This window comes from candidate division WOR-3 bacterium (assembly GCA_039802005.1).
In the GTDB taxonomy this organism is placed as follows: domain Bacteria; phylum Hydrothermota; class Tepidihabitantia; order SM23-42; family JAOAFX01; genus JAOAFX01.
Window position 1 is genome coordinate 19159 of record JBDRVV010000011.1, and the last position, 26217, is coordinate 45375.

Genomic DNA, 26217 nt, shown 5'->3' on the forward strand with positions numbered 1-26217 from the left:
TTTCAGGGTGAGGGTGAAGGGAGGTATGATGCTTCCACGGAAGATGGGTGAAGAAGGGTTAAGAAGGGTAAATAAGGTTGAAAAAGGATGGTTCCTATGAAATATGTAATTTATTTTGTAATTGGCTTTGGGCTATGGCTCTTATTAACTTTGACAACTAATTTAGACCATATTATTGCGGGTGTGATTGTAGTTCTTTTAGGAACGATATTATTTGGTGGTTATTTTACTGATAAGCCACAAAAATTGCTCCAGCCGCATAGATTATTCTGGTTGATAATTTATGTTCCTGTATTTATATGGTATATGATCAAAGCAAACCTTGATGTAGCATACCGAACTCTCCATCCCCAGAGACCATTGAAACCAGGTATTGTTAAGATTAAGACGAATCTGAAATCCGATACCGGAAAAGTATTTTTGGCGAACTCAATTACCCTTACCCCAGGAACGATGACCGTGGATATAGATGGAGATTATCTCTACATCCACTGGATTTATGTTCAGGCAACCGATATTGAGAATGCATCAAAGATTATTGCCCGACCATTTGAGCGATTTTTGAGGAGGATATTTGATTAGCACCCGAAACCCGAAAAGATGTTCAAGCGTTTTACGGTTGCGAAATGCGCTAAGGTTTAGAAAAGCGGTTTCGTGTTACGACCAACTACAGACGAATCGCTTTTCGCAACCAACAAACAACGACATTTCATTTGGATTATTGAAATTCGTGATTTGTTTGGGATTTGGTGCTTGGGATTTGGGATTTATAGAGAAAAGTGCATTTGCTCGATTTATCTGGCATTCAATGAGGAGTGTATTATGATTCTGATGTTTATAGTTCTTACCTTCAGTGCGTTCTTATGTTTATATAGAATTCAGCAGGGTCCGACAATTCCGGACCGTGCCGTGGGTGTGGATATTATGGGAACGATATTTGTAAATATTACCGCCCTCACTGCAATCTTCTATAACCTGCCTTATCTAATGGATCTGGCAATCATCATCGCCTTGTTCAGTTTTATTGGCACCCTTGCCCTTGCAAAGTATCTGGAAAGAAGGAGTTTAGATGATTAGCCCGATTGGCTGGATAATAATCTGGATTGGAATTTTGTTTAATTTGTTAGGAACCGTGGGACTTGTCCGATTCCCTGATATTTACAATCGTCTCCAGACTTCTACAAAATGTGTTACCCTTGGTTCATTCGGTTTAATGATTGGTATATTCTTGCTTTATGGCTTTTCCCAGACGGGTATAAAGGCGTTAATCTGTGGTGTATTCTTGCTTTTGACCAATCCTGTGGGTGCCCATGCAATACTGAAAGGGTCGCTCCATTATGGAATAAAACTCTGGAAAGAGTCAATCATTGATAGATACGGTGCTGAGAAGTTGGGTGGAGAGCAGATAGAAAAAGAAATAAAAGGCTAAAGATGGCGGAAGAAGGCTTAATAAGGCTAAATGGACAAAAAGGCAAAAAGAAGGCAAGAATGGAAATAAGATTGTTGTATAGCCATTTGAAATTTTTTGCTGTCTTTTCAGCCCTTGGTCGCCATTTCACCATTTTTAGCCCTTTTGAGCCTTTTATCCGCCTTTTATTGGAGGTAGAATGAGGAAACCTAAATTAAGAGAACTTGGTGAGGCAATAAGGGCGATATTTAAAGGTCCTTATACAAGTAAATTTCCGTTTAAACCTTCTCCAGCGGCAAAAAGATTTCGTGGTAAAATAGAATTTAATTTTGACAAGTGCATTTTATGCGGTGCCTGTGTTGAGGTATGCCCGGCAAACGCCCGTGCCCAGATTGACGATAAAATCAAAAGAGTGCGCCGGGAGATCCATTATCAGGAGCGTTGTATATATTGTGGTCAGTGTGTAGCATACTGCACAACAAAAGAAGGGATATATCACACCCAGGAATATGACCTGGCGCAGATAACAAAAGAAGGTTATGAGAATGCGATTGAGAAGGAATTGATTCTTTGTGAGCGCTGCGGTGAGGTGATCACCACCCGGGCGCAGTTATTATGGATTGCACGCCGGGTTGGCGAACTTGCCTATGCCAATCCCAATCTATTTTTGGTATTATCACAAGAATTCGGTGAGGAGGCGATACCCAAAATGCCTTCTCCACCACCATACCGTAGTGAACATTTAAGATTTTTGTGTCCATCCTGTAGAAGAACCGTATATCTCCGGGAAGTCTGGGGATATTAGTGAAAATCCTTTTTGTCTATCCACAATTCCCGGTAACCTTCTGGGGATTTAAATACGCATTAAAATTTATTTCTAAGAAAACCGCATCACCGCCGCTTGGTTTGTTAACCGTCGCCGCAATGTTGCCTGAAGATTGGGAAAAGAGATTCATTGATATGAATACCACAAGATTGAAAGACAAACATATAAAATGGGCTGACTATGTCTTTATAAGTGGTATGGCATTACAGCGAGAATCAGCCAAGGCACTCATTGAGCGGTGTAAAAAATTGGGAGTCAAAACCGTTGCAGGTGGTCCTTTATTTACTACAGAATATCAATCTTTTAATGATATTGACCATCTTATTCTGGGTGAAGTTGAAGATATTATGCCACAATTTATTAATGATTTGGGAAATGGCAAACCATTACATATCTATCAGCAGAAGGATTTTCCAGATATTACAAAGACCCCGATCCCTTTATGGAAAATTGTTAATAAGAGAAAATATAGCCTTATGTCTATTCAATATTCACGGGGTTGCCCTTTTGATTGTGAGTTTTGTAGTGTCACTGCACTTAATGGACACAAACCAAGAACTAAAACGAGGGAACAAATCATAAATGAACTCAATGCACTATATAATTGGGGATGGCGGGATGCGGTTTTCTTTGTTGATGACAACTTTATCGGTAACAAGAAGAAATTAAAAGAAGAAGTATTACCTGCAATTATTAAGTGGATGTCAGAAAGAAGATATCCATTTACATTTTCTACTCAATGTTCTATTAACCTTTCTGATGATAATGAACTTATGGATTTAATGGTAAAAGCAGGTTTTCAGACTGTTTTTATTGGCATTGAGACTCCGAACGAGGCAAGTTTGAATGAATGTGGCAAAAAAGGTAATATGGGAAGAGACCTGGTTGAGAACATAAAAAATATACAAAGCCATGGGATTGAGGTCCAGGCAGGATTTATTCTTGGTTTTGATAATGACCCAGAGTCAATCTTTGTACGCCTTGCTGAGTTTATCCAGAACACCGGTATTAGCACCGCAATGGTGGGTTTGCTCAATGCGGGTAGGGGTTCGAAACTATTTCAAAGACTAAAATCGGAAGGCAGGTTGCTAAAAGAAACAAGCGGTGACAACACTGATTTTTCAATAAATTTTGTTCCGAAGATGGATTACAAAACACTAATCAATGGCTACAAAGATGTTCTTTCCCGTATTTATTCTCCAAAACAATATTATGAACGGGCAAAGAGATTTTTAAGAGAGTTTAATCCACCAAGATTGCGGCCTGTTTATTTTCGCTTTATCCATCTCAAGGCATTTTTCAGGTCTATCTGGTATCTTGGTATTGTAGGCAAAGAGAGATTGTATTTCTGGCGATTGTTTTTCTGGACCTTGGTCAAAAGGCCGACTTTATTTCCAACTGCCGTAACAATATCAATCCAGGGTTATCACTTCCGCAGGGTATGTGAGAACCGAAACAAATTCACAAGCTAGACTATCAACTCGTTCAAATGTCCATACCGGTTTATTTCCTGTAATTCTAAAAATTAAGTACTTGACAACAATAAAATTCTGACTAAAATTGTAGTGTATGAATAAAAATCTCGTCCAAAGGGATGTTTTCCCTTCAATTCTTAGTAGTCTTTCAGAAAAAGAAATAACTGTAATTATCGGACCGAGGCAGACCGGGAAAACTACGATTTTATCTCAGCTGAAAGAACATATGATAGAAAAACAGAATATCCCCGCTCAGAAGATAAAGATTTTCAATTTGGATTTGATGACTGACCTTGCTCTATTTAGCAGCCAGACAGATTTTCTGAAATACTTGGAAGATGAATTAAAGATTCACAAAAATTTATACCTATTTATTGACGAGGCGCAGAGATTAGAAAATCCTGGACTTTTTTTGAAAGGAATATATGATCAGACACTACCTGTGAAATTTGTAGTTACTGGTTCTTCTTCACTTGAAATGAAATCAAAGTTTTCAGAATCGCTTGCTGGAAGAAAAAGAATATTCCGAGTATATCCTTTTTCTTTCTTTGAATTTCTAAAACATAAGGACCCAACCTTGTTTAAAATTTTGTCCACTAGTGATAAGATTTCATCTTATCACCACAATCATATTCTTTCTTATCTTTATAATTTTATTATTTTTGGTGGCTATCCCAGGATAGTTCTTGAAGAAAATAAAGAGCAAAAGATAAAACTTCTGGAAGAAATTTATTCAAGTTATATAGAGCGTGATATTATAGGATTTATGAGGATAAAGAATCCTTTTGCCTTCAACAGGTTGGTTACACTACTCGCCGGCCAGATTGGTCAAATGACCAATTTCCATGAAATCTGCACGACGATAAAAATGAATTATCGGACGCTTGAGAATTATCTTTCAATCTTGGAAAATACATTTATTCTATCACTGGTACGACCTTATGCGACAAATTTAAGAAAAGAATTAACCAAGATGCCCAAGGTGTATTATGTTGATACTGGGTTCAGAAACTTTGCTCTGAAAGATTTTACTAACTTTGAAAATCACCGTGACAGAGGTTCTCTGTTGGAAAACTTTTGCTATTCTGAATTTTCAAAAAGATGGAATGGAGCAATATACTTCTGGCGAACAAAAGAAAAGGCTGAGGTTGATTTTGTACTGAAGGATTATTATGGCAATATAATTCCACTTGAGATCAAAGCACAGGAAATGTCCAAACCTTCAATAACGAGAGGTCTTCAAAGTTTCATAAAAACCTATCCTGTGAAAAAGGCGTATGTAATTAATCTCGCCTTGAAAGAAAAGATAATGTTGAATTCTACCCAGATTGAATTTATTCGACCATATGAGATTTTATCAATAACATAACAATCTCTTTATATCCGTTAGCGTTCTTCAATCTTTTCCCGTTTTATTGTATTGTACATGGTTGCCTTTAATATTCTTCTTGTTACACTTTATTCTTGAAGTTGTCCACATTAATTTCTTTCTTTTAAAAATTTTTGAAATTATGCTACAAAAATTTACTACAAATTTAAGAACCAAAATCGTGCAAACCCGCATAAAATCAGGTTTTTTACCCATATTCATTTTCCTCTTGACAAAAAACATTATGTTAATAGAATAGACTATGCTGTTAATAGGAATTAGTAAATACTACCTACCTACCTACCTACCTTATAAGTCCATACAGCTTTTTTGAGTTATCATATTTTTTGCGCAAACAATTTATGTTAAATTCTTCGCACGAATGCAGCCATTTATCAGAGAATGGGAAGTTGCTCTGGCTAGTAACAGAATACATACCTATTGATTTAGATGAAACAGAGGAAAAAATTCTATGCCAAAGGAAATCGTCATTTTGAAAACCCAGGTCTTCAGGATGATTCGTCGATACTTGTATATTATGAGCAGAAACGCAATATTTATTCTATTTATCATCTTTTTGCTTGCTGTGATTAACATTTTGTTAATTATAAAATTGAGTACGAAACAGGAGATTGTTGCCTTAGGATATATTGATGCTAAAAATAAAATCAAGGTGTATTCAAAAATAAACGGGATTGTAAAATACATATTTGTTAAGGATTGCCAGGAGGTTAAAATTGGGGATACACTGGTTATTTTTGATAAAACAGCTATCGAAAATGAATTATATTCGCTCTTGTTCAAACGTGAGAATCTTGAGGATGAGATATCTGAGTTACTTATTAGTGAAAAGAATTTATTTCAAAATTGTCTCTATGAATCATCTTGGGGGAATGTTAGTGTAGAGCAGTTAAAATATCAACTCGATGAAGCATATTCAAAATACATAATTGCAGAAACTCTCTATAGTAAACACCTAATAAGCAAATCAGATTACGATAGTAGAGTGAGAGACTACAAGATTAAACTCGCTACATATAATGTGTACAACCAGAGTGTAGTCATACAACATAAGCGATATAAGAGATTAATAAAGCAGAAAGTGCGGGAGTTACAAGTGATTCAAAACGAAATATCTACTTTAAAGAGTAAGTTAGCCGCAGCAGTAGTTTGTTCACCCATCGATGGTTTTTGCTGTCTAAAAAATGCACTGGATGTGGGAAAAAAAATTAATGAAGGGGATGAATTACTTGAATTGTTTAATTTAGAAAACATTTACTTTTCGTGCCATATAAGCGAAAACGAAGTTTTTAAAGTTAAGAGGGGAACAAAGGTTAAAATTTTTCTTAACGCATATCCATTTCCGCAATATCCGTGGCTTGATGGTGCAGTAGATGCAATAGACGAAATTGTAAATCCGGATGACTGGGGCAGAGGTTGGGTAAGGATGAAAATAACAGTTACGAATGTCCCTGATTGCTTGATTTCAAAGCTTTACCTGTCAGGCAAGGCAAAAATCAGCACTCATTCAGATGTACCGTTAATTACCAAGATTTTTGGTGTACATTCAAAATTTTGAAGATGGAGGATACAATGGCAATGGACAATGAAAATTCTGTCAACGCTTCAGAAGTTTATTCGAATATACATTACGACCCGAGAGAAATTCATATTTTTAGAATTGAAAGCAAAAATTTAGCATTTAAATCTTCTACACTTGAAATATATCAGTTAGATGAGATGGCGTATGAATTTTTGACTTCTCCAAAAACAGCCATTGAAAAATATTCTTTGACTGAAATTAGTGACCTGTACGCTGCTTTATTGAAATTAGGCTTTTTTGATAGTCTCAAAGATGATAAAATAGATAATCTATCCAGTGTGAATGCTTCTCAACCTATATCGCAATTAATGATGATTGTGTCACAAGATTGCAATTTGAATTGCATTTATTGCCTTGCTGACAAAGGTGCTTTTTATAAAAGACACACGCCCATGCCACCCGAAATAGGCATTAAATCTATAGATTTTTTAATGCACGAATCTGGTGATGCAAAAATTTGTTTAGTTTCGTTTACGGGTGGAGAACCATTATTAAACTTTCCGACGATAAAGATCACCGTGGAATACGGCAAGAAAATGGCAGAGAAGTATAATAAAGAAATTCTTTTTCTTCTTTCTACAAACGGTTCTGTTCTTGATGATAAAATACTGCAGTTTATAAAGAATTATAAAATATACCTGAATCTAAGTTTAGATGGACCACCTGATGTCCAGAATCGATGTAGACCATTCAAAAACGGAATAGGTTCATATGACATAGTAGTAAAGAATCTCAAAAAATTATTAGAACATTATGATCCAGACAGGATATTAATAAGGACGACGATCACAAGGTATAATTTAGATATGATTAATACAGCTGAACATTTTTTTCAGCTTGGGGCAAGAAGACTTTCGTTTGGTAAAGCCGCGCCAAATGCGTTTTGTGATTATCGGATATATGGAATTGATCCTAATACCGCAATGGGAGAGATTTATCTTAAAAATTACCTTAATTTCTGTAAATACATGGTTGAGTGTTTTATGCAGCGTCCCGAGATATCTTTTGCTAATATGAGAGATATTGCAAACTTACATTTTAGATTAAGAAAACCCTTGGGCTGTGGAATGGGACAATACCAAGTTGCTATTTCGCCAAATGGCGAAATATATCCTTGCGGCGTGTTTATTGGACTTCAAAATTACCTCATGGGGAATTTGAATCAAGGATTCAGCAGAAATTGTCAGTCGAAATATCACCAGATTATTAGTAACCGGAGAAAAATTTGTAATGTGTGTTGGGCGAGAAATATATGTGGGGGCGGATGTCATGCCGGGGATCTATTGGATGATTATAAACCAATTTCAGAAATTGTCTGTAATTTCGCCCAAAGAGTTCTTGAAATAAATTTGTTTGCTTATGCTTATTTGGTTGACTTAGTTGGGTACGAATATTTAAATAAGAGACTTGCTAAATACCGGGCGGAGAGAACTTCTGCTGAGGGTACTTAAAGACAACAGTGCGGTTGAAAGGAGGTGATAGATATGGCACACATAAGGCTTCTTAATCGAGGACCAAGCGTGCCTCATACGACTGAACCACCATCGCCTTGTACCTGTTGCCCAGAATTAAACTTTGGGGCAACTGTTGAGTGCGATGGCCTTTATGTCTACATTCCATAAATAATCGCATCTCTGCAGGGTTCTTTCCGCCCTTATACGAAGAAAGGAGTTTAATATGAATCATGTTGTTCTAATAAAGTATCCTAAGCTTGTCATTTTTCTATGCCTCTTAACTTGCTTTCCCCACATTAATAGTGAAAAAAGCAAGTTAGTGCAAATAGAAGAAGCATGCCGCGAATACTTCAATACGGCATACACGCATAATTACGCTAAATACTTGCAGTTTTATTCAAAACATGATACACCATCGGATTCTACTACTTTTGACAAATGGTGTAAAATCCTTTCTAATCTCAAAATTGTTGTGGATGGTGTTGAAAAGAAATCATACAATTCTACTTCATATTATAGAGTTTTAGTTTCCGCTTATACAAAAGATGGTAAGCAAAAAGTAATGGAAAGGATTGTCTATTTTGCCGATGAGAATGGTAAGATAGTTATTGTAAATTGGAAATTCTTTACAAAAGATTGGAAATTATTTCGGTCAAAATACTTTAATATCTATAGCAGGCAAATTGTATCTGATAGTATGATAACCGACATTGATAATTTTTATGAAGATGTAACACAGGAACTGGGAGTACAGCACGAACGAATCGATTACTATCTATGCAAAGACAAAGAGGAAGCAGGCTTGCTCCAGGGTAAACTAAGTAGTGCAGGTGGTACTTGTTTCCCCGGGAAAACAAAAACAATAATTGCTCCCGCGCTGAGTTATCATGAAATAGTTCACGCAATTACATATGCGATTGTTGATGTTTCCATGGACTTTTTGGTGGAAGGAGTTGCTACTTACTATACGTTTATATGGGAACCACAGAAGCTAGATAGTATTATAGACGAATTGAGATTGAAAAATCAATTAGCTCCTCTTGATACTCTTATGTGGAAATTTCGTAGTATTCCTGAAGACATTGCCTATTTTGAGGCTGCTTCTTTTGTTAAATTCTTGATTACAAATTATGGCATTAAGTCTTTTGTGGCATTATACAAAGGAGCAAAAAGTTGGGACAGCCTTGTTGCAGCGTTACACGAAATCTATGGAAAGGCGCTGAATGAAATTAATGACGAATGGTTATTGTGGTTAACGAAGTAGGAAGTAGAGATTGGATAACAAATCAGACTTCGGAGTTGAACTAAGATTTATACGCTCTTTTATCTTACCTCATTGGAAAGTAGGAATTACAATTCTATGTGCCACTTTATTATCTACGGGCTTAAGGACCGTTAGACCACTGTTGATTCTATTCTTGATTGATGATGTTTTCGTGTGCAAAAATTTTACATTGTTGAAGGGCGTTGCCTTTCTGTATTTCCTAAATGTAGCCATATCTTATATTCTCCTTTTGCTTCAAGACTTTTGGATTGAAAAAACAAAACAGAAAATCAAATTTTTTATACTATTGGGTTTGTTTAAGCATATTCAACTATTGCCAATTTCTTTTTTCAGAGATAAGGAATCAGGATACTTAAGTACCCGAATAATATCAGACACAGAATCATTGGGCAACATATTTACTGATATATTTACTAATATTGCTACCCCTTTCTTTACCATTATCGCTATCATTTCCATAACATTTGCAATTAGTGAAATCTTAGCTCTTGCTATGATTATTTTAATTCCTATTTATGTTTTGATGACATTTTTATTTCTTAGAAGAATAAGACGAGTAACTAATGAAGTACAAGAAGCACAAGCAACCATGGGGAATAAATATCAGGAAGTTTTCTCTTCCGTTTATTTTATCAAATCGCATGGTCTTGAAAACTTTTTTAAATTAAGAATAATTAAAGATTTAAAAGCTTTAATTAAAAGGTCAATAGTAAAAGAATATCTAAGGGCAGCTATCTATGATACAACTTCTTTGATAACTGCCTTGAGCACATTAGCTGTGATATACATCCTTGGAATTCAAATTATGCACGGCAGAACATCTGTGGGAACGGTCTATGTTGTGATTGCGTATCTAAATATGATTTTTTCGAATATCCAATCTCTCATATATACAAATACAAGGATTCAACAATCAATTGCTATAATTAAAAGAATTTATCATGTTTTAGATACCCCTGTTTCTGGTGAATATCAATGTGGATTAGCACCTCCCGTGGTAAAGAAAGTGCGATATTATAATGTTACGTTTGCCTATGATTCAAAGAAGGAAATATTAAAACAGATAAATTTAGTTTTTAATGAAAATGAAATTACTGCACTGGTGGGGGAGAGTGGTACAGGGAAGACAACTATAATAAATTTGTTGTTAGGATTATACGATTCATATAAAGGGAAAATCTTTCTAAATAACACGGAATTAAGAAGAATTGACAAACGAGCTTTAAGGAGGATGATAAGTTTGGTTCCACAGGAACCGTTCTTGTTTAGCACTACAATCAAAGAGAACATAAAGATGGGAAAACCTGATGCCTCTGATAAAGAAATAGTAGAATCAGCGAGATTGGCTTACGCCCATGATTTTATTAACAATCTTCCCTATCGTTATGAAACGATAGTTGGCGAAAAAGGTGCTAAACTATCGGGCGGTGAAAAACAAAGGATTGCATTAGCACGCGCAATCATAAAGAATCCAAAAATTTTGATTATTGATGAAGGAACTTCCCAAATTGATTCATTTTCAGAAAATCTCATCCAGAAATCTTTGAAGAATTTAAAGCGCGGACGTATCATTATTTTAGTAGCTCATAGGCTTGCCACCATATTAGAAGCCGATATGATATTTGTGTTAGATAAAGGCAAAATTGTTGCTAAAGGAAACCATGATTATTTATTAGAAAACTGTGAATGTTACCGACATCTATTTGAATCTCAGATTGAAGCGCTAACACCAAAAAATTTATCAAAAAATCAGTGACAACATCTGGGGGGGCGTCTTTCATCAAAATAAAATCTTACCCAAATTAAATTTAGATTCTCAGGCGAATAAGAGTATAGTTTTAGAATTGAATTAATCATGCTCTTTACTCCTGTGATCATATCTCTTTCTATGCACTCGGACAATTCAAAGCCCGATTGTATGGCGTATCAATATCATAGGTCTTATAAACCTTGCCCCCAACCCGCACCTTCTTCTGCAGCATCATCTTGGGAATAAAATAATTATGCAAGGTGGAAATCAACGGCATCAACTCTTTTAAAAGCATCCGTATCATAACGACAATAACCAACATACGAACGCACCAAAGTAAAATTCTGACTTTCCACTGTCCTGCCCAAACCATCGTTATTCTGTGCCGTTCTGAATTCAACTCCACATTCCTAACCCGACCTTTGGCTTCTCAAAATGCGGCTCCACCGGAATTTTCTTCTTCAAAACCGAGGCATGCGGATGGGGACGATACCGCCGGGCTATACGATACTGGTCTTTGATTGGTTTTAATAACCGCTCAATCGTTGCCGAACTGATGGTCTTTAAAAGGTCTTTAATTGATTCGGGAATATGTTTTAATGGCTGTAAATCATACCGTTCTTCTTCAGGAAATGTATCAAGATATGTTTGTGCGATACCATTAAAGAGCCAGTCTTGATTGATGGTAATAAAGGCTTTGAGATGGATGCTGGAGCGATAATGAGACAATACCCACAGGGCTTTGAGATAGGGTAATAATTCCTGGGTGTATTTCTTTTTTCGGCCACGTTTATGGACAAAGGTAATAGTTGGGTCACCCACGAGTTTTACACCTTGGGGGGTATAATAGACCTTGCCGGTATGATTAAGAAGTGTAGTGATGTATTTTCTGTGCAAATGGAGGGCCTTTACGAGGTCATCAAGGATTTCTTTTTTCTGCTTTTTTGACGCCTTGCGATAAAGCAAGGCATTTGATTTAATTATTGACCTTTTGGCTTTCATGGTGTATACTTCCTCCGGAATATCTATTGCGATCATAGGGGCTCCTTTCAGGAAATATATACTTGGGAGTCCCTATGTTTTCAAGTACCTGAGTAAGATAATTTATTTTGATTAAATAACCCCATTTCGGTAAGATTATTTTCTTTGAAATATTGTCAATATAACACCTAATAACACTTACATTTTATTTTCTCCATTAAACGGTTATTAACTGGATATTTCCATACTCAATCTTCTTTCGGTGCTTTAAAGCATATTGTATTACCTCGGAGTCCCAGGTCCTAACCTTTGACCGAGTCAGTGAAATTGACTAAAATAATGTGAGGTTTCCTGGGGCTCTTGGTACTCTTTTTTTGTTCGTAAAACCCAATAAGCAAACATCGCTAATTTTCGCGCTGTCGCTATCGCCGCGGTGGCCTTGCCTTTTAAACGACTCTTTTTCTCATAATAGAAACCTAAATAAGGTGAAGACCTTGTCGCCGGATAAACGGCCTCAATAAACGCCCACTTCAACCATTTATTGCAACCCTTGATTAAATGGCCATGATAAATCCGTCCACCAGAGGCATAGATTGAAGGGACTAAACCACAGTAACTCCAGAAATGGCGATAGCTTTTAAAGCGATTAATATCGTCAATTTCCAGGGCAATCAACGGGGCGAAGACCTCACCAATCCCAGGTATGGTCTGTAAAAGTCTTACTCGTTCATCCTGGAATAAATCGTCTTTTATTACTTCGCGCAAGTCCTTTAATAAGGATTCGACATATTGGAGGAGTTGAAGATGCTGTTTGAGGAGCAAAGATTCTTCACCGGGCAGAACCACGGACTCAAGAAATCTTCTGCCTAATCTCCCAAATAAATCAGTAACCGAGGGTAAGGGGATATGATTGCGCTCAAGGAGAATATGAATACGGTTTTTAATCCGGGTTGAAGTATTGACCAGGAAAGTGCGATGTCTAAGCAAGTATTTTTTCACTCTGATTTCTTTGGCTGGGACGTAGACCTCAGGGATATAATTAACCCTTAATAAATGAGCCAGTGTCTTTGCATCAACGGTATCGGTTTTAAGGTGAGCATGGGCAATTGCTTTAACCTTAACAGGATTGGCTAAGAGTACTTTCTCCACCTGGGGCATGCTTTCAAATAAATCATACACCACGCCCCAATTTCTTCCTGCTTCTAAAACCACCTGATAAGTAGAATTGTTTTCCAAAGACGTAAAGAGCTTATGCACCTCCTCTACGGTATTTGCTATTCGCACAATAGTTTTGAACGTGCCATCTTCAGTTGCCACCGCTACCACAGAGTATTTTTTATGTGCATCCACACCAAGATAATATGTCATAAAAACCTCCCTTTTCTAATCTTCTGCAATTATATTCCATTAATAATTAATTCCAATATTTCATTATATCCTTTGATTCAAATCGCATGGTTGACAAACAAAATTTTTTAATTATATTTAAGTGTGATTTTTATGTTTTGCCTTTTCCGGTTCCGTAAAGGAGTACGGAAATGACTCCCCGGGTATTTAGACCCGGTCGGGTCTATGGAAAAGCAGAACCACTAACTTCCACACTATCATACAACAATCTTATAGTTTATTATTCCCAATTATTGCAAAAAAGTCTGCAACCAAGAGTAGATGGTTTTAAGGTTTTGGTTGGGACGCTGGTCGAAAGGAGGCGATATGCCCAATCCCTGGGATAAAATAGTGGGAACAAAAGAATATAATAAAAACTACGAAAGGCTAATCAAGGTTGCCCGTCAAAAAGGCTATGTCTTTAATAAAAAGATAAGCCGGGTAAAAAAGGTGATTGGTCTGATGACAATGAATTATCTTGAATACGGAAAATACTATTGCCCCTGTAAACAGAGTGAACCACCGGACCTGAAAAATGATGTTCTCTGCCCCTGCCCGACACTTGATGAAGAAGTGAAAAAAGATGGACACTGTTTTTGTGAATTATTTTTTAGGAAGGAGAAAAAATAAGACCCTTAGCATTCTTCTTCTCCCTTGAAGGGAGAGAATACAGGTAAGGGTGAAAGGAATTTATATGTCTGGTAACAACTATGAAAAGATGTGGCAAGAATTAGGACTTGATGTAAATTTGCATAACGAAGTCCTCAATTATATCAATAAATGTTTTCAAAATACCGTCGGGAAGCAAAAAAATCGTCCCAAAACGATGGAATATTTTGATAGTGTGCTCCACGAATCGCATGGTGGCAGGGTTGCAGAATTGATTGAAGAAAAATCCAAGGGCAAAAAGATTGTCGGATTTTTCTGTATCTATGTTCCTGAAGAGATAATAATGGCTTTGGATTTAGTGCCAATTGCCCTGTGCGGGGGCACAAATTTTTCTGTTCCTTATGCTGAAAAAATGCTACCCAGGGATATCTGTCCACTTGTAAAATCTACCTTAGGCCTTGCTTTCTCAAAGACCTGCCCTTATGCGCCAATAAAGAGTCTTGCCGTCGGTGAGACAACCTGCGATGCAAAGAAAAAAGTATGGGATATCCTTGCCCAGAAGGTAAATTTCCATATTATGGAATTGCCTCAAAAAAAGAATGTTATCGATGCCAATCTCTGGGAGAATGAAATTCATTTGTTTGCTGAGAATTTGGAGAAACTTGCAGAAAAGAAATTAAACCCATCTGTCTTGAAAGAAAAAATTGAGATAATGAATAATAAACGGAAAGTACTTCAGCGATTGGCTAAACTGAGACTCAAAGAACCAACACCAATCAGTGGTCTTGATACCCTGGTTGTTATGCAGGCAGCATTAAATGATGAACCTGTTCGCTTCACGAAAAAAGTTGAAGAATTGTGTGATGAACTTGAAGACAGAATAAAAAAAGGGATTTCACCATTTTCAGACAAGGCAAAACGAATTATGGTCTCAGGTTGCCCATCGGTTATGGGAAACTGGAAGATCCATTCTTTAATAGAAACTTCAGGGGGTGCAGTAGTAGTTGATGAGACCTGCACCGGTGTGAAATATTTCAAGGACCTTGTTGATACAAAGGCGAATGATGTTGATGGACTCCTTGGTGCAATTGCTGACCGTTACTTAAAGTTAAACTGCTCCTGCTTTACACCGAATAATGACCGCCTTGATATGGCAAGGAATCTGGCAAAAGAAGGAAATGTAAAAGGGGTTGTTCAGTACATCCTTCAGTATTGCCACACTTATAATATCGAAGCTATCAGAATTGAAGGTGCATTAAAACAAGATAACATGCCGAGTTTAAAGATTGTTACCGACTATTCAGAAGAAGATACTGCACAACTACGCACAAGGATTGAAGCGTTCTTAGAGACATTGAAATAATGGGCAATAAAAGGCAATTAGGGGCAATTAAGGGCAATAAAGGCAAATAATGGTTACCGCCGGAATTGACATAGGTTCAAGGACTATTAAGTTTGTGTGTCTTAATGATAATAAAATTTTTGATTACCAGATTACTGATACCACAGTAGAACCACTTAAAAAGATTGAAGAGGTTTTAAAAGACAAGAAATTTGACCAACTTGTAGCAACCGGTTATGGAAGATACCTGATGCAGGAGAATTACAATTGTCCGATTGTAACCGAGATAAAGGCATATGCAACCGGCGCCTATTTTTTCTATCCCGACTGCCGGACCGTCATTGATATTGGTGGGCAGGATACAAAAGTGATAAAAATAAAAAGTGGGGAGGTTGCTGATTTCGAAATGAATGACCGTTGTGCCGCCGGGACCGGAAAATTCCTTGAGGTTATGGCACAGACACTCGGCTACAAAATAGAAGATTTTGGCACCGAAGCCTTGAAAGGTAGTAACTCTATACCAATAAATTCAATGTGCACGGTCTTCGCGGAATCAGAAGTGATATCTCTTATTGCCCGTGGTGAAGATAAAAAAGATATCGCATTGAGTCTGCACCATTCAATAATTAACCGGGTAATGACCATGGTTTCAAGAATGAATCCTGAACAAAAAATTGTCTTTGCCGGCGGTGTGGCAAAGAATAAATGTATGGTTCAATTGCTGAAGAAAAAATTGGGAAATATATTAGTTCCTGAAGAGCCCCAGATAATCGGCGCCTTGGGCGCAGCAATAATCGCTGCTAAAAATTTTGAAATAATGACAATAAAAGAAAGGAGATAAATATGAACCGAATTAAACCCCTCTATACAATCGCTATCTTGTTAACATTAGCAGGCATAAGCAGTTCTTCAGTTATGCCAATGATCGGGATAGATCTTCAGATGAGAAACAAATATGTATGGCGCGGGGCGGTGTTTAATAATGAACCCGTGCTCTGGCCTGACTTATGGATAAACTGGTCTGGTATTACATTTTGCACTTGGGGATCCCTTGATTTGACGGACACAAAGCAAAAACAATTTCAAATTACCGACTTGGCGTTCTATCTTGATTATACACGGGCTATAGGTCCTATTACGCCCACTATGGGTTTTGTCCTTTACACATATCCTGGGTCTGCTTACGGTCCATCATTTCCGACCACGGGTGAGATCTATCTTAAAATTGGTAGCGATCTAAAACTCGTTCAAGGACTCCTTAGCATAAACTACGATATAATTAAAGCAAAAGGATTTTACGCTTCTCCATCTATTTCAAAAGGTTTCTCTTTTGGTCCACTTGGTGCAAATTTTACACTGGCACTCGGTTTAGCAGATGGCAAACATAATGCCTACTACTACGGACTGGACAAGTTCTGCCTAACCGATTTTGGAGCAACGTTAAAAATTAATTATATACCACCCGGGAATCTATCAAAATACCTAACCATTACCGGAGACATAAATTTTGCTGCAATTGTTGATTCCGAACTCAAAGAGTATATCCAGAGTTTTACAAATACCCAGAACTTGCATGGTGGGTTCGGACTGAGTATCGTGTATTCATTCGGAGGTGAATAGTGGCGCCGACTTTCTTTTTCTGGTCCGCGGCAATAGCATACTTTTTATTTGTAATAACCATTGGTTATGTAATTTGGCGAAAAATCCACAAAGATACCGCCACCCATCAAATTCTTGATTTCTGGATTGCAAGCAGACGTTTTCCTGGTTGGCGTCTGGCAATTTCTCTTACTGCTGGTTGGTTAATGTTAGGATGGTTAGGATACGGTATGTCTATGATTTACCAAATGGGATTATCAGGTATATGGATACTGCCCTTACCATGGTTTATATTATGTTTTATCATAATCTTAATGGTTCCATTTGTGCGTAGATTACCAGCAATTTCACTACCCGAAGCTATTCAAAAAAGATTTGGGGGGCCAACACGCTTAATAATTGGATTATGTTCAATTTTCGTCTTCACATCCTGGACCGGTGCGGAATTATTTATGGTCGGGCATTTGGGGGCGCCGTTTTTGAAGATAACCCCGGTAACGACAATGATTATTGTGGCAATTCCAATAATGATCTACACCTATTTCGGTGGATTCAGGGCTGTAGTGATTACTGATTTTTTACAATTCGTATTTATGGCAATATTTATAACGGTATTGGGTATAGTTAGTATTAACACAGCTTCGGCAATTACAAACGGAGATATCATCAGCACTTTGAAGAATACACCCACCCCTTATTATGGAAAAGATACCATGTTCAATCTTTTTGCCTGTGGTATTGCAATGCCGATTATTCTTTTATTCGCCTATCTCCCGGGATGGATGATTGAACAAGATCTATTATTGAGAATTCAGGGGGCAAATAGTTTAAAAGAAGCAAAGAAGGGTGCCTGGCTTGCGCTTGTTTTGATCACTGTCTTTGTTATAACAATCCCCACAATCATTGCTTTTTGTGCACTCATTCTCTTTCCTCCAGGGTTGGAGTCAAGTGCTAGTGCAATCGGTGCTGACGCAACGGGCATCATCTCCGCAATCATTTTGCAATATTTTCCATTCTGGGCGCAGATTCTTATGCTCGTGGGATTGCTCTCTGCCCAGATGTCTACAGTAGATACCTTTGCTAATGTTACTGCACTACCACTTACTTATGACATAATTCAACCAAATTTCATGAAAGGACTTTCACGCGAAAAGATTGCCCAATTGTCAAGAATATTATCAATGTTTGCAATTGGGCTTGCGCTTATCTATGCTATTAATGCTACTTCTTTGATGGATGTTTATATCCTTTCATCTGGTGTTCTTACTGCGTCAATCGCAATACCTGCTTTTGCAATATTTTGGAAAAAAGCTAACCGTTTAGGCGTGATATTAAGCTCAATCCTTGGATTTGTCGGAAATGTTGCATTCTATATTCTCGAATATCATATCTGGAAGCACAATTATTCGCCAAAGTGGCTTGCAGATACATATTTAGGTTATATTATCATTGGACTTGTTGGTTCGATCATTGGTTTAATTGTTGGCTCTTTGATAGGAAAACCTTCAACTCCCGAAGAAATAAAGGTAGTAGCACCTCAACCACTTGAAGGAGTTGAAATATTTGATATTGCAAAAGAATGAAAGGGGGTATTATGGAGATCTATAAAAAAGACTATACAATAAAGGATGTCCAGGATGTGTATGATGGTCCTGGTGGTCTGCTCTGGGAGGCAGTGATGGGGGAGCAGATTCACTCCGGCGGACCAGAAGCGACCGATGTCCTGGCACAAAAACTGGGTTTAAAACCCGGAATGGTCGTTGCTGACCTTTGCAGTGCGCTCGGTGCACCAGCAAGGCATCTGGCAAGCAAATATGGGGTCTATGTGAAGGGAGTTGATGCCACAAAGACGATGTTAAAAAAGGCAATTGAAAGGACCAAGGCGGCAAAACTTGAACATATGATTGAATACTATGAAGGGAATGTGATGGATTTGCCTTTTAAGTCAGGAACCATTGATGTCGTCTGGGGGCAGGAAGCTTGGTGTTATGTAACGGATAAAGAAAGACTTTTGCGTGAGGCATATCGGGTATTGAAACCCGGGGGCAAGATTGGATTTACTGACTGGATTATTACCGGGAAAATCACGCCCCAGGAACTTGAACCACTCTACGATTCTATGGCATTTCCATATATGGAGTCGTTTGAAGGTTATCAGGAGCTTATGAAGAAGGTTGGCTTTAAGGTTCTTGAGGCGATTGATAATACCGAGGCATTTGCCAAGCACTTTGACCAGTACTATGAAATGGTGACCGTAAAAATGAAACCCGATATTCTAAAGAACTTTGGTCCAGACCTCTATAGTTTTGCCGAGAACCTGGTCACGATCTGGCGCAAAGCCGCACACAACCATCAGGTCGGCAGCGGCTTATTTATCGGACAAAAACCATAAAAAGGAGGTAAAATGAAACAACTAAAAACCCTAATCATCCTTGGATGCATAGTGATTGCATCCCTCACTATCTTTTGCGGAAAAGAAGAGGAAGAAAAAATAACTGATCCCACACCATTGAATCCAGTAGTCATTGATACCGCTAATAATGAAGTGAAGATATCCTGCGTAGTAAACAGGATGTGGGTAGATGATTCTGTATCAAATCATAATTGCATTGTTTCGAAATATGGCACCAATGGTGGCAAGGCAGTGCTGGTCGCTAATGTCCATCATTCCGATTTTTATTTTGCGTTACTCACTGTCGGTGCCGATCCCGGTGTTGACATTGGTGACCCCCCTGATACCAATGGAGTTCCTACGGGAACCGAATTCAAGGTATTGGTAAAGTTTGATGGCGATACTACGATATATGATATTAACGAACTTGTTGAAGATTCTTTAGGCAGAGAATTCAAATGCCGAATGCATAACAGTTATGCGCGTGCCGAAGCATTGAACAAAGGTTGCATCTGGTGTTATACCACTTGCAAGACTTCAATCACGAGCAACCCATCCTATACTGCATATGATTTTTACTATAGCGGTGTAAAATGGCCCTTCAGACCGATCAAGGAAAAATGGCCTGCTGATGGCACTCATGCGGTTGTGATTTTCAGAAAGGTACAATAGAAACCGTTTGGGGGGGTGCGTAAGCATCCCCCCAAGTGAATTGGAGGTCGACATTTATCATTCACCTAAATTCAAATCAATCCTAATCTTATCTCTTGGAATAGTGATTTTCTTCTCCTGCAAATCAAAGATAGAACCTGATACCGAACCCCCTGAAGTAGAAATTTTAAGTCCCCAAAGTGCTGTGGTTGCAAATGTCTGTTCTATAAAAGTCGCTGCATACGACAGCAGTGGTATCTCAAGGGTAGAAATATATCTTGATAATCATCTGGTTCAGACTGCCGATGACTCTATATGTATGTATCAGTGGGATACAAGAAATGTGCCTGATAATTCAAGACATTCAATCTATGCCAAGGCATATGACCTCGAAGATAATGAAGGTACTTCAGATATATTGAATGTGACTGCTTTCAACAACCTTGATAACACGGAGATTTTTATCTGGCTCTTTGACCAGAATGATGTATTTTATGATTCAAACATCAATAAATCTATTGATTGCAGTTACTGGCTTGAACAGACAATAATTGTCAATGGATACAGTTGTGATAAACTGACTTTTTTACCACCGGATTTGAGTTCTTACAAGGTTGGTTTTATCACCCTCGGCTGGGAAAGAACTTGAGGGGATCTATCAATAATCGCTCAGGCTGAGCGACAAAGATTGACCGAATTTCTTGATTCAGGAAAAGGATTATATATTGAAGGATGTGATTTTGTGGGGCTAAGTGATACGACTCAATTGCTTAGACGCTTTGGTTGTGTGTTTGGAGGCGATGGATTGCCTATGGATAGTGGTAATGTAAAACTTCTAATCGGACAGTCGGCATCGATAGTGGATTCATTCTCTTTTGGCTATTTATACAGACAGGGACCGGATCATTTAGTGGATAAATTAATCCCCCAGGAGGGAACGGTTTTATTTAAAGATCAAGACAGCATCGTCCGGGTTGCTTGTTGGTCTGGCAATTCCAATAACTATCGGGCAATATGCTCCACAATAATCTTTGGGGCGTTAGTTGATAGTCTTAATAATAAAAATGAACTGATGCTTCGGTATTTGAATTATTTGTACAAAAGAGAGTAAAAAAGGAGGTCGGATGTTTAATAAAAAAATATCAATAATTCTCATCAGTTTTATCCTAACTATTAGTCTTTGTTCGAAGAAAAAAGAAGAGATTACCGATCCGACACCAGAAAAACCGATTGTTGTTGATATAGAAAATAAGGAAGTCCGGATTGCCACAAGATTGAATCGCATCTGGTGTGATGATTCAGCTTCTTTACATAATTGCATCGTCTACCAGGGTGGGGTCAGGGCGCCCAAGGCTTTATTACAGGCATATTGTAATCATGCGGATTTTTTTGATGCCCTGATTGATATCGGTGCTGATCCGGGAATAGATATCGGTGATAACCCGGATAGCGCCGCAGTTGCCACGGGTAGCAAATTTGAGGTGACATTTCGCTGGGATGGAGCGCCCAAATCTTATACCTTAAATGAGCTCGTGCAGGATAGCCTTAATCGCGGCTTTGAAATAAGAATGCACAATGGCAAGCAGAGGGCGATTGACACGAATATGGGGTGTATAATGTGTTATACTGCTTGTAATATAAGTATCACCAGCAATACGACTTATAACTGGTATGAGAAGATGATGCAGGTCTATACATTTAGACCGCGTGCCGAACTTTTACCCGCTGATTCTACACTGGTGATCGTTACATTTAAACTTGCCCAATAGATAGATGAAAAGATTTGTTTTATATCTGTTGATACTTTTAGCAATAATCATAAACTCCTGCTCGTCAGTCTTCAAAAAGTCTTCACCGCTCACCAAAGGTGATATGATGTTCGTTGACGAAGATAAAGATATTGATTTTATCCGTGCTGAAGAAACCGTTACCGAAGGGGGCAGTCATTCAGGCTGCCCAACTTGACCGTGATTTTTTCTCAGAGTTCTGAGAGGAGATAGAAGATGCTACAAAAAATAAACTTTTTAATTTTCCTGTTGTTAATTATGCCCTTATCTTTGGTTTTTCCTGCTGGTCCAACTCTTGAACCCACACTTAAGGCACGGCTGGACATTAATTATCAATATGGTATATGTAACAGTCCATTACCTGAAGAAGATGAACCGGACACTGCGGACTTTTTGATTCCTACCCATAAGAGCATGTTTCGTTTACGCAAAAGATTTACACCTAAAGATGTATTTGTTTTTAGATATGAATTTCGCGAATACACCCTGAAAGAAAATTCATACCGTAGATTTATTGAACCGATAACCTATGAATTTGACCACCGGATTAAATTCGGTGCAGGGTACGCATCTTCACCCCAGGTATTTCCTTACTTTTTTTATGAATATCTCCGTTCTATAAATAACAGTGAAAGCCATTCAGGCATCTTCGGTGCCCGCATCAATATCGGACTGGCATCAATGTTTGAACCCACATATTCAATGATGCTCAACAATGGTAGCGTTTTCCATTCTTTAGTTTTACGCTGGCAGCAGATTATTACGCCCCGCACCTACCTGATGTTCAAAAATACCTTTATTTTTCCAAATTTTTCTACAACTGCTCAAGAAGTTACCTGGACGAATGCATTTGAACCCTTTATTGCTCATCGTATAACAGAAAAAAATGCAATACATTTAGGTTACCGGCAGTTTAACAATTTTGCTGGTTCAGTATCGTATACAATCTGGTCACAATTTGTCCAGCAATTTAAAGAAAATAACTTCTTATGGATACGCATAAGAATTTATTCAAGACCACCAAGAGATACATTAACAAACAAATACAATTCAGCAAGTTTGGAATTAAGACTTATGCGTAAGCCATTATCATCAGGAGAAAGATTAAAAAACCTTTCACTGAGTGCGTATAATACCTTTTTGAAAAGTAATACAAATATCTGGGCAAATACAACAGGAATAGAATTGACTTATATAATCCCAAAATAGATAGGAGAATAAAATGGAAAAGAAATTATTTCTGTCACCGGGCTTGTTAATAACCGGCGGAGTAATGGGCTTTTTATTCGCATTTTTAGGAAAAATGGGAAATCCAGCAAATATGGGGATTTGTGTTTTATGTTTTTATCGCGATATCGCTGGTGCTATAGGTTTGCATAAGATTACTGCGGTCAGTTATATAAGACCCGAAATAATCGGATTTATCCTGGGTGCAACGATATTTGCACTCTTTACCAAACAGATGCGTGCAACCTGGGGTGCAAAACCGATATTGAGATTTATCATAGGCATTCTTGTTGGTTATAACGCCTTGATATTTTTGGGTTGTCCGATAAGAATGTTTGGCAGAATTTCTGCGGGGGACTGGACCGCCCTCTTTGGTTTATTGGGTGTGATCATTGCGGTTATAGTATTTAACTACTTTGTCAAAAGTGGATTATCTATGGGAAGATCATTAGAGACGAAAAACGGAAAATTTTTAGCCTGGTTAACACCTTTGATTGGAATAATATTATTAATCTTATTGATTTTTGATCCTACCGGCGTTAATAAAAAACATACTGCCCATGCACCAATTCTAATGTCACTCGGGGCAGGAATCTTATTAGGCATTCTAGGTCAATGGTCTTCTTTCTGCTCCCTGGGTGGAACACTTGATCTGGTTATAATAAAAAGTTTTCATAGAGTCCAGGGGACGATTGCCTTTTTGATAGTTGCATTTATTGCAAATCTGGCATTTGGTCAATTCAAATCCGGTGCCCACCCGATTGCCCATACTGCTAATTTATGGAATTTACTTTCTATGTTTGTGATTGGATTTGGTTCAATAATGCTTGGTGGCTGTCCTTTTAAGCAGACGATAATGGCGAGCCGGGGAAATCTTGACTCTTTAATAGCAATTTTCGGAATGTTTGTTGGAATTGCTATTGGACACAATTTCAATATCGTAGCATCCCCAAAAGGTGTGCCAATCCAGGCAATTTCAGGGGTTATTGTTTCAATTATATTTTTATTGCTAATAGGAATTACAAGTATTGAAAGAGTTTCTAAAACTCCAAAAGGTTAGAACATAGATAAGTAGCGGATTACTTCGTTGCGCCAATTAGCGTAATGACGAAATGAAAAGTTCAGTAAAGATAAAGTAGAAAAATTTTAAAAAACGTCAATACCTTAACTTAATTCACTACAGGTATCGTTTTCCCAGTTGAGTAATATCTTATACCAGCAGAGTGGAGTCCATTGCTCAATGCATTTTGGTCTATCCATCAAATAAGATATACCCATTAGTTCCGCAGATTTTTGGGCATCCAAAGGAAAAGGTGTTACCAATATTCTAAACCCGGCCGAGGTGATTTCAAAAATTATTTCATCGGGATTCTGGCTATCAAAATAGTTTGTGTAATTTATTCGGCAAGTCTATTCGGTCTTAGTGCCGTAAAAATGGCGTCTCTCAAAACAATTTCGTTTGCTGCTGTTCATCCTTCAATCTTTGTTCGGCGGTCTTACAATATTCTTCCGATATATCTATCCCAACAAATCTCCTTTTTAGCTTATATGCTACTAAAGTTGTAGTCCCAACACCATTGAATGGATCCAAAACAATATCATCCTGATAGCTGAACAATTTCAATAATCGTTCTACTAACTCTTCTGGAAACATTGCTGGGTGGTTATATTTTTTCATATTACTTTCAGGAGCAATGTCCCAGCGTGCATATACCCACTTCTTAAATTCATCGCCAGTAATATCTATTTTTGAGACTTCACCTTCTTTTCTATGCGATTCTTTACAAAAAATTTCAATAAACTCCCAGGTATATTTTAGATACGGCATACTGGGGCTTTTCCAACTGCCCCAAGCAGTATATTTACAATTATAATTGTGTTTCTCCCAGATGATTTCAGCCTTCCAAAGTAACCCCAACTCCATTAGTTGTTTTGAAATGATATGATGGGTTGGCATATAATCAGAAAATAAAGGTTGAATATTAACGCAAATTCTTCCTGCTGGTTTTAAAACTCGATAACATTCTTTCCAGATTCTATTTAATTTATCAAAATAATCCTGCCAATATAATGCATCTTTATTTTTGTCATTGTTGTAATCCAATCCGAAATTATATGGTGGCGAAGTAATTATGATATCAACACAATTATCGGGGAAAGATTTCAATATAAACTCACTATCTCCACAAATAATTCTGTTTATTAAATGAGATACTGCAACCGTGGTAATCTGCGATTTTATTTGTGTTAAATGCTTTGTGCCGCCTCTCACCTTTTCCTTCTGAATCCTATTAATAACTTTCCTTTCTCTTTTCATTAACTTAACATCAGGGTAAATTTTTACATTTCTATATTCAGCATTCGGCTCGTGGATAAATTTTTCCGTTTTATTTATGCTTAGTAGCATTACTTTTTTAAACTGTTCAATTGCATAGGTGAGCCTCTTTTCAGTAAGAGGTTTAAAATATTCTGGTTTGTGCAAAGGTTTGTTTATATCTCTATCACCATCTAGTAGAGTTATAATTTTCATATTTAGTTCTGGGAAAAGTCTGTTTAGCGTAATTACTGACTCACTGCCCTTTACTTCTATTTTTTTGCCGTAATCTCCACCTAAGAAATTCTCCAATTGCACAATAAAAAATGCGTTTATTGTGGGAACCGCAGCCTTGAGTAAACTGGCATCAACCAAAACTCTTTTATACATTGCTACTTCTGTATAGGATTTACACTCCACACTGATTCTGAATATTCCATCAATATAGATATGAATATCTTGTGATAGTTTATATACCTCATCATTTGTTTTGATAACAACTTTCTTTTTGTCCATTTTAAGACGGGTAGAATCAGCAGATATTTCTGACCATGCAATTTTAACAAGGTCTTTGGTAATATCCTCCACAATCTTACCTTTTGTATATCTGACAGCACCAGCAGTATCTTTGGTTCTTCTGCCTGCGTAAAGTTCCTGTGATGCAAGAATAGCCCTTTCATACTCCCGTTGAATATCTTTTATATTCACCATACCAAATTATACAAAAATCATTTAATAAGTCAATAACATATTTTTAGA

General features: G+C 37.5%; 29 protein-coding genes. 25 read left to right on the top strand and 4 right to left on the bottom strand.

Going from position 1 to position 26217, the window contains the following annotated elements; all coding sequences use genetic code 11:
• Positions 1-96: 96 nt before the first annotated feature.
• The 12 genes from ABIL69_05090 to ABIL69_05145 all read left to right on the top strand — a co-directional run bounded on the left by ABIL69_05090 (position 97) and on the right by ABIL69_05145 (position 11176).
• Positions 97-582, top strand: a complete 486-nt coding sequence (locus ABIL69_05090) for a Na+/H+ antiporter subunit E (protein MEO0123362.1) — start codon at positions 97-99, stop codon at positions 580-582.
• 240 nt (positions 583-822) lie between these two features.
• Positions 823-1077, top strand: a complete 255-nt coding sequence (locus tag ABIL69_05095) for a monovalent cation/H+ antiporter complex subunit F (GenBank protein ID MEO0123363.1) — start codon at positions 823-825, stop codon at positions 1075-1077.
• Entirely contained in the window at positions 1070-1429 is a 360-nt protein-coding gene (gene mnhG, locus ABIL69_05100) for a monovalent cation/H(+) antiporter subunit G (GenBank protein MEO0123364.1), read from the top strand. The genes ABIL69_05095 and mnhG overlap by 8 nt, the downstream gene beginning before the upstream one ends.
• A 2-nt stretch (positions 1430-1431) precedes the next feature.
• Positions 1432-1611, top strand: a complete 180-nt coding sequence (locus ABIL69_05105; GenBank protein ID MEO0123365.1) for a hypothetical protein — start codon at positions 1432-1434, stop codon at positions 1609-1611.
• Entirely contained in the window at positions 1608-2213 is a 606-nt protein-coding gene (locus tag ABIL69_05110; GenBank protein MEO0123366.1) for a 4Fe-4S binding protein, read from the top strand. The genes ABIL69_05105 and ABIL69_05110 overlap by 4 nt, the downstream gene beginning before the upstream one ends.
• Positions 2213-3706 (top strand): B12-binding domain-containing radical SAM protein, encoded by a 1494-nt coding sequence (locus tag ABIL69_05115; GenBank protein ID MEO0123367.1) that lies wholly within the window; start codon positions 2213-2215, stop codon positions 3704-3706. The genes ABIL69_05110 and ABIL69_05115 overlap by 1 nt, the downstream gene beginning before the upstream one ends.
• A gap of 97 nt (positions 3707-3803) precedes the next feature.
• The gene (locus ABIL69_05120; protein MEO0123368.1) at positions 3804-5078 is read left to right on the top strand and encodes an ATP-binding protein; all 1275 of its coding nucleotides are present in this window, start codon (positions 3804-3806) and stop codon (positions 5076-5078) included.
• Between the two features lie 472 nt (positions 5079-5550).
• Positions 5551-6657: an efflux RND transporter periplasmic adaptor subunit gene (locus tag ABIL69_05125; GenBank protein ID MEO0123369.1), complete on the top strand. Its 1107-nt coding sequence runs from the start codon at positions 5551-5553 to the stop codon at positions 6655-6657.
• A complete protein-coding gene (locus tag ABIL69_05130) occupies positions 6555-8132 on the top strand; it encodes a radical SAM protein (GenBank protein MEO0123370.1) in 1578 nt (525 codons plus the stop codon). Before ABIL69_05125 ends, ABIL69_05130 begins: the two co-directional genes overlap by 103 nt.
• A 33-nt stretch (positions 8133-8165) precedes the next feature.
• A complete protein-coding gene (locus ABIL69_05135) occupies positions 8166-8303 on the top strand; it encodes a hypothetical protein (GenBank protein ID MEO0123371.1) in 138 nt (45 codons plus the stop codon).
• Positions 8304-8520: 217 nt separating this feature from the next.
• Positions 8521-9399, top strand: a complete 879-nt coding sequence (locus ABIL69_05140) for a hypothetical protein (protein MEO0123372.1) — start codon at positions 8521-8523, stop codon at positions 9397-9399.
• Positions 9400-9541: 142 nt separating this feature from the next.
• Positions 9542-11176 carry an ABC transporter ATP-binding protein gene (locus tag ABIL69_05145; protein ID MEO0123373.1) on the top strand — a complete coding sequence of 545 codons (1635 nt, stop codon included), beginning with the start codon at positions 9542-9544 and terminating at the stop codon, positions 11174-11176.
• Between the two features lie 130 nt (positions 11177-11306).
• Here ABIL69_05145 and ABIL69_05150 read toward each other — a convergent pair whose 3' ends face one another.
• From ABIL69_05150 to ABIL69_05160, 3 genes are all read right to left on the bottom strand, one after another.
• Entirely contained in the window at positions 11307-11492 is a 186-nt protein-coding gene (locus ABIL69_05150; protein ID MEO0123374.1) for a hypothetical protein, read from the bottom strand.
• A gap of 74 nt (positions 11493-11566) precedes the next feature.
• The gene (locus ABIL69_05155; GenBank protein MEO0123375.1) at positions 11567-12208 is read right to left on the bottom strand and encodes a hypothetical protein; all 642 of its coding nucleotides are present in this window, start codon (positions 12206-12208) and stop codon (positions 11567-11569) included.
• A gap of 261 nt (positions 12209-12469) precedes the next feature.
• A complete protein-coding gene (locus tag ABIL69_05160) occupies positions 12470-13519 on the bottom strand; it encodes an IS110 family transposase (GenBank protein ID MEO0123376.1) in 1050 nt (349 codons plus the stop codon).
• Positions 13520-13864: 345 nt separating this feature from the next.
• Between ABIL69_05160 and ABIL69_05165 the strand changes: the two genes are divergently transcribed.
• From ABIL69_05165 to yedE, 13 genes are all read left to right on the top strand, one after another.
• Positions 13865-14167: a ferredoxin-thioredoxin reductase catalytic domain-containing protein gene (locus ABIL69_05165; GenBank protein MEO0123377.1), complete on the top strand. Its 303-nt coding sequence runs from the start codon at positions 13865-13867 to the stop codon at positions 14165-14167.
• A 64-nt stretch (positions 14168-14231) separates the two neighbouring features.
• Entirely contained in the window at positions 14232-15509 is a 1278-nt protein-coding gene (locus ABIL69_05170) for a double-cubane-cluster-containing anaerobic reductase (GenBank protein ID MEO0123378.1), read from the top strand.
• Positions 15510-15558: 49 nt separating this feature from the next.
• Positions 15559-16329, top strand: coding sequence for an acyl-CoA dehydratase activase (locus ABIL69_05175; GenBank protein ID MEO0123379.1), 771 nt, complete (start codon positions 15559-15561; stop codon positions 16327-16329).
• Between the two features lie 2 nt (positions 16330-16331).
• On the top strand, positions 16332-17108 hold the full coding sequence (locus ABIL69_05180) for a hypothetical protein (GenBank protein ID MEO0123380.1): 777 nt from the start codon (positions 16332-16334) through the stop codon (positions 17106-17108).
• A complete protein-coding gene (locus ABIL69_05185) occupies positions 17108-18670 on the top strand; it encodes a sodium:solute symporter family protein (GenBank protein MEO0123381.1) in 1563 nt (520 codons plus the stop codon). Before ABIL69_05180 ends, ABIL69_05185 begins: the two co-directional genes overlap by 1 nt.
• Before the next feature lie 11 nt (positions 18671-18681).
• On the top strand, positions 18682-19479 hold the full coding sequence (locus ABIL69_05190; protein ID MEO0123382.1) for a methyltransferase domain-containing protein: 798 nt from the start codon (positions 18682-18684) through the stop codon (positions 19477-19479).
• 12 nt (positions 19480-19491) lie between these two features.
• Entirely contained in the window at positions 19492-20151 is a 660-nt protein-coding gene (locus ABIL69_05195) for a YdjY domain-containing protein (protein ID MEO0123383.1), read from the top strand.
• Positions 20152-20254: 103 nt separating this feature from the next.
• Positions 20255-20779 carry an Ig-like domain-containing protein gene (locus ABIL69_05200; protein MEO0123384.1) on the top strand — a complete coding sequence of 175 codons (525 nt, stop codon included), beginning with the start codon at positions 20255-20257 and terminating at the stop codon, positions 20777-20779.
• Between the two features lie 39 nt (positions 20780-20818).
• Positions 20819-21241, top strand: a complete 423-nt coding sequence (locus ABIL69_05205; protein ID MEO0123385.1) for a hypothetical protein — start codon at positions 20819-20821, stop codon at positions 21239-21241.
• Positions 21242-21254: 13 nt separating this feature from the next.
• Positions 21255-21899, top strand: a complete 645-nt coding sequence (locus ABIL69_05210; protein ID MEO0123386.1) for a YdjY domain-containing protein — start codon at positions 21255-21257, stop codon at positions 21897-21899.
• A 4-nt stretch (positions 21900-21903) separates the two neighbouring features.
• Positions 21904-22095, top strand: a complete 192-nt coding sequence (locus ABIL69_05215; protein MEO0123387.1) for a hypothetical protein — start codon at positions 21904-21906, stop codon at positions 22093-22095.
• Positions 22096-22133: 38 nt separating this feature from the next.
• Positions 22134-23126, top strand: coding sequence for a hypothetical protein (locus ABIL69_05220; GenBank protein MEO0123388.1), 993 nt, complete (start codon positions 22134-22136; stop codon positions 23124-23126).
• Between the two features lie 13 nt (positions 23127-23139).
• Positions 23140-24204 carry a YedE family putative selenium transporter gene (gene yedE, locus ABIL69_05225; GenBank protein ID MEO0123389.1) on the top strand — a complete coding sequence of 355 codons (1065 nt, stop codon included), beginning with the start codon at positions 23140-23142 and terminating at the stop codon, positions 24202-24204.
• Between the two features lie 384 nt (positions 24205-24588).
• On the opposite strand, the gene ABIL69_05230 is transcribed toward yedE, so the two are convergent.
• A complete protein-coding gene (locus ABIL69_05230; protein ID MEO0123390.1) occupies positions 24589-25461 on the bottom strand; it encodes a site-specific DNA-methyltransferase in 873 nt (290 codons plus the stop codon).
• Positions 25462-26217: the final 756 nt, after the last annotated feature.

Coding starts and splice junctions, on each gene's coding strand:
- ABIL69_05090 (MEO0123362.1), top strand. CDS start 97: ATGAAATATGTAATTTATTTTGTAATTGGCTTTGGGCTATGGCTCTTA.
- ABIL69_05095 (MEO0123363.1), top strand. CDS start 823: ATGATTCTGATGTTTATAGTTCTTACCTTCAGTGCGTTCTTATGTTTA.
- mnhG (MEO0123364.1), top strand. CDS start 1,070: ATGATTAGCCCGATTGGCTGGATAATAATCTGGATTGGAATTTTGTTT.
- ABIL69_05105 (MEO0123365.1), top strand. CDS start 1,432: ATGGCGGAAGAAGGCTTAATAAGGCTAAATGGACAAAAAGGCAAAAAG.
- ABIL69_05110 (MEO0123366.1), top strand. CDS start 1,608: ATGAGGAAACCTAAATTAAGAGAACTTGGTGAGGCAATAAGGGCGATA.
- ABIL69_05120 (MEO0123368.1), top strand. CDS start 3,804: ATGAATAAAAATCTCGTCCAAAGGGATGTTTTCCCTTCAATTCTTAGT.
- ABIL69_05125 (MEO0123369.1), top strand. CDS start 5,551: ATGCCAAAGGAAATCGTCATTTTGAAAACCCAGGTCTTCAGGATGATT.
- ABIL69_05135 (MEO0123371.1), top strand. CDS start 8,166: ATGGCACACATAAGGCTTCTTAATCGAGGACCAAGCGTGCCTCATACG.
- ABIL69_05150 (MEO0123374.1), bottom strand. CDS start 11,492: ATGTTGGTTATTGTCGTTATGATACGGATGCTTTTAAAAGAGTTGATG.
- ABIL69_05155 (MEO0123375.1), bottom strand. CDS start 12,208: ATGATCGCAATAGATATTCCGGAGGAAGTATACACCATGAAAGCCAAA.
- ABIL69_05160 (MEO0123376.1), bottom strand. CDS start 13,519: ATGACATATTATCTTGGTGTGGATGCACATAAAAAATACTCTGTGGTA.
- ABIL69_05165 (MEO0123377.1), top strand. CDS start 13,865: ATGCCCAATCCCTGGGATAAAATAGTGGGAACAAAAGAATATAATAAA.
- ABIL69_05170 (MEO0123378.1), top strand. CDS start 14,232: ATGTCTGGTAACAACTATGAAAAGATGTGGCAAGAATTAGGACTTGAT.
- ABIL69_05175 (MEO0123379.1), top strand. CDS start 15,559: ATGGTTACCGCCGGAATTGACATAGGTTCAAGGACTATTAAGTTTGTG.
- ABIL69_05180 (MEO0123380.1), top strand. CDS start 16,332: ATGAACCGAATTAAACCCCTCTATACAATCGCTATCTTGTTAACATTA.
- ABIL69_05190 (MEO0123382.1), top strand. CDS start 18,682: ATGGAGATCTATAAAAAAGACTATACAATAAAGGATGTCCAGGATGTG.
- ABIL69_05195 (MEO0123383.1), top strand. CDS start 19,492: ATGAAACAACTAAAAACCCTAATCATCCTTGGATGCATAGTGATTGCA.
- ABIL69_05210 (MEO0123386.1), top strand. CDS start 21,255: ATGTTTAATAAAAAAATATCAATAATTCTCATCAGTTTTATCCTAACT.
- ABIL69_05215 (MEO0123387.1), top strand. CDS start 21,904: ATGAAAAGATTTGTTTTATATCTGTTGATACTTTTAGCAATAATCATA.
- ABIL69_05220 (MEO0123388.1), top strand. CDS start 22,134: ATGCTACAAAAAATAAACTTTTTAATTTTCCTGTTGTTAATTATGCCC.
- yedE (MEO0123389.1), top strand. CDS start 23,140: ATGGAAAAGAAATTATTTCTGTCACCGGGCTTGTTAATAACCGGCGGA.
- ABIL69_05230 (MEO0123390.1), bottom strand. CDS start 25,461: ATGAAAAGAGAAAGGAAAGTTATTAATAGGATTCAGAAGGAAAAGGTG.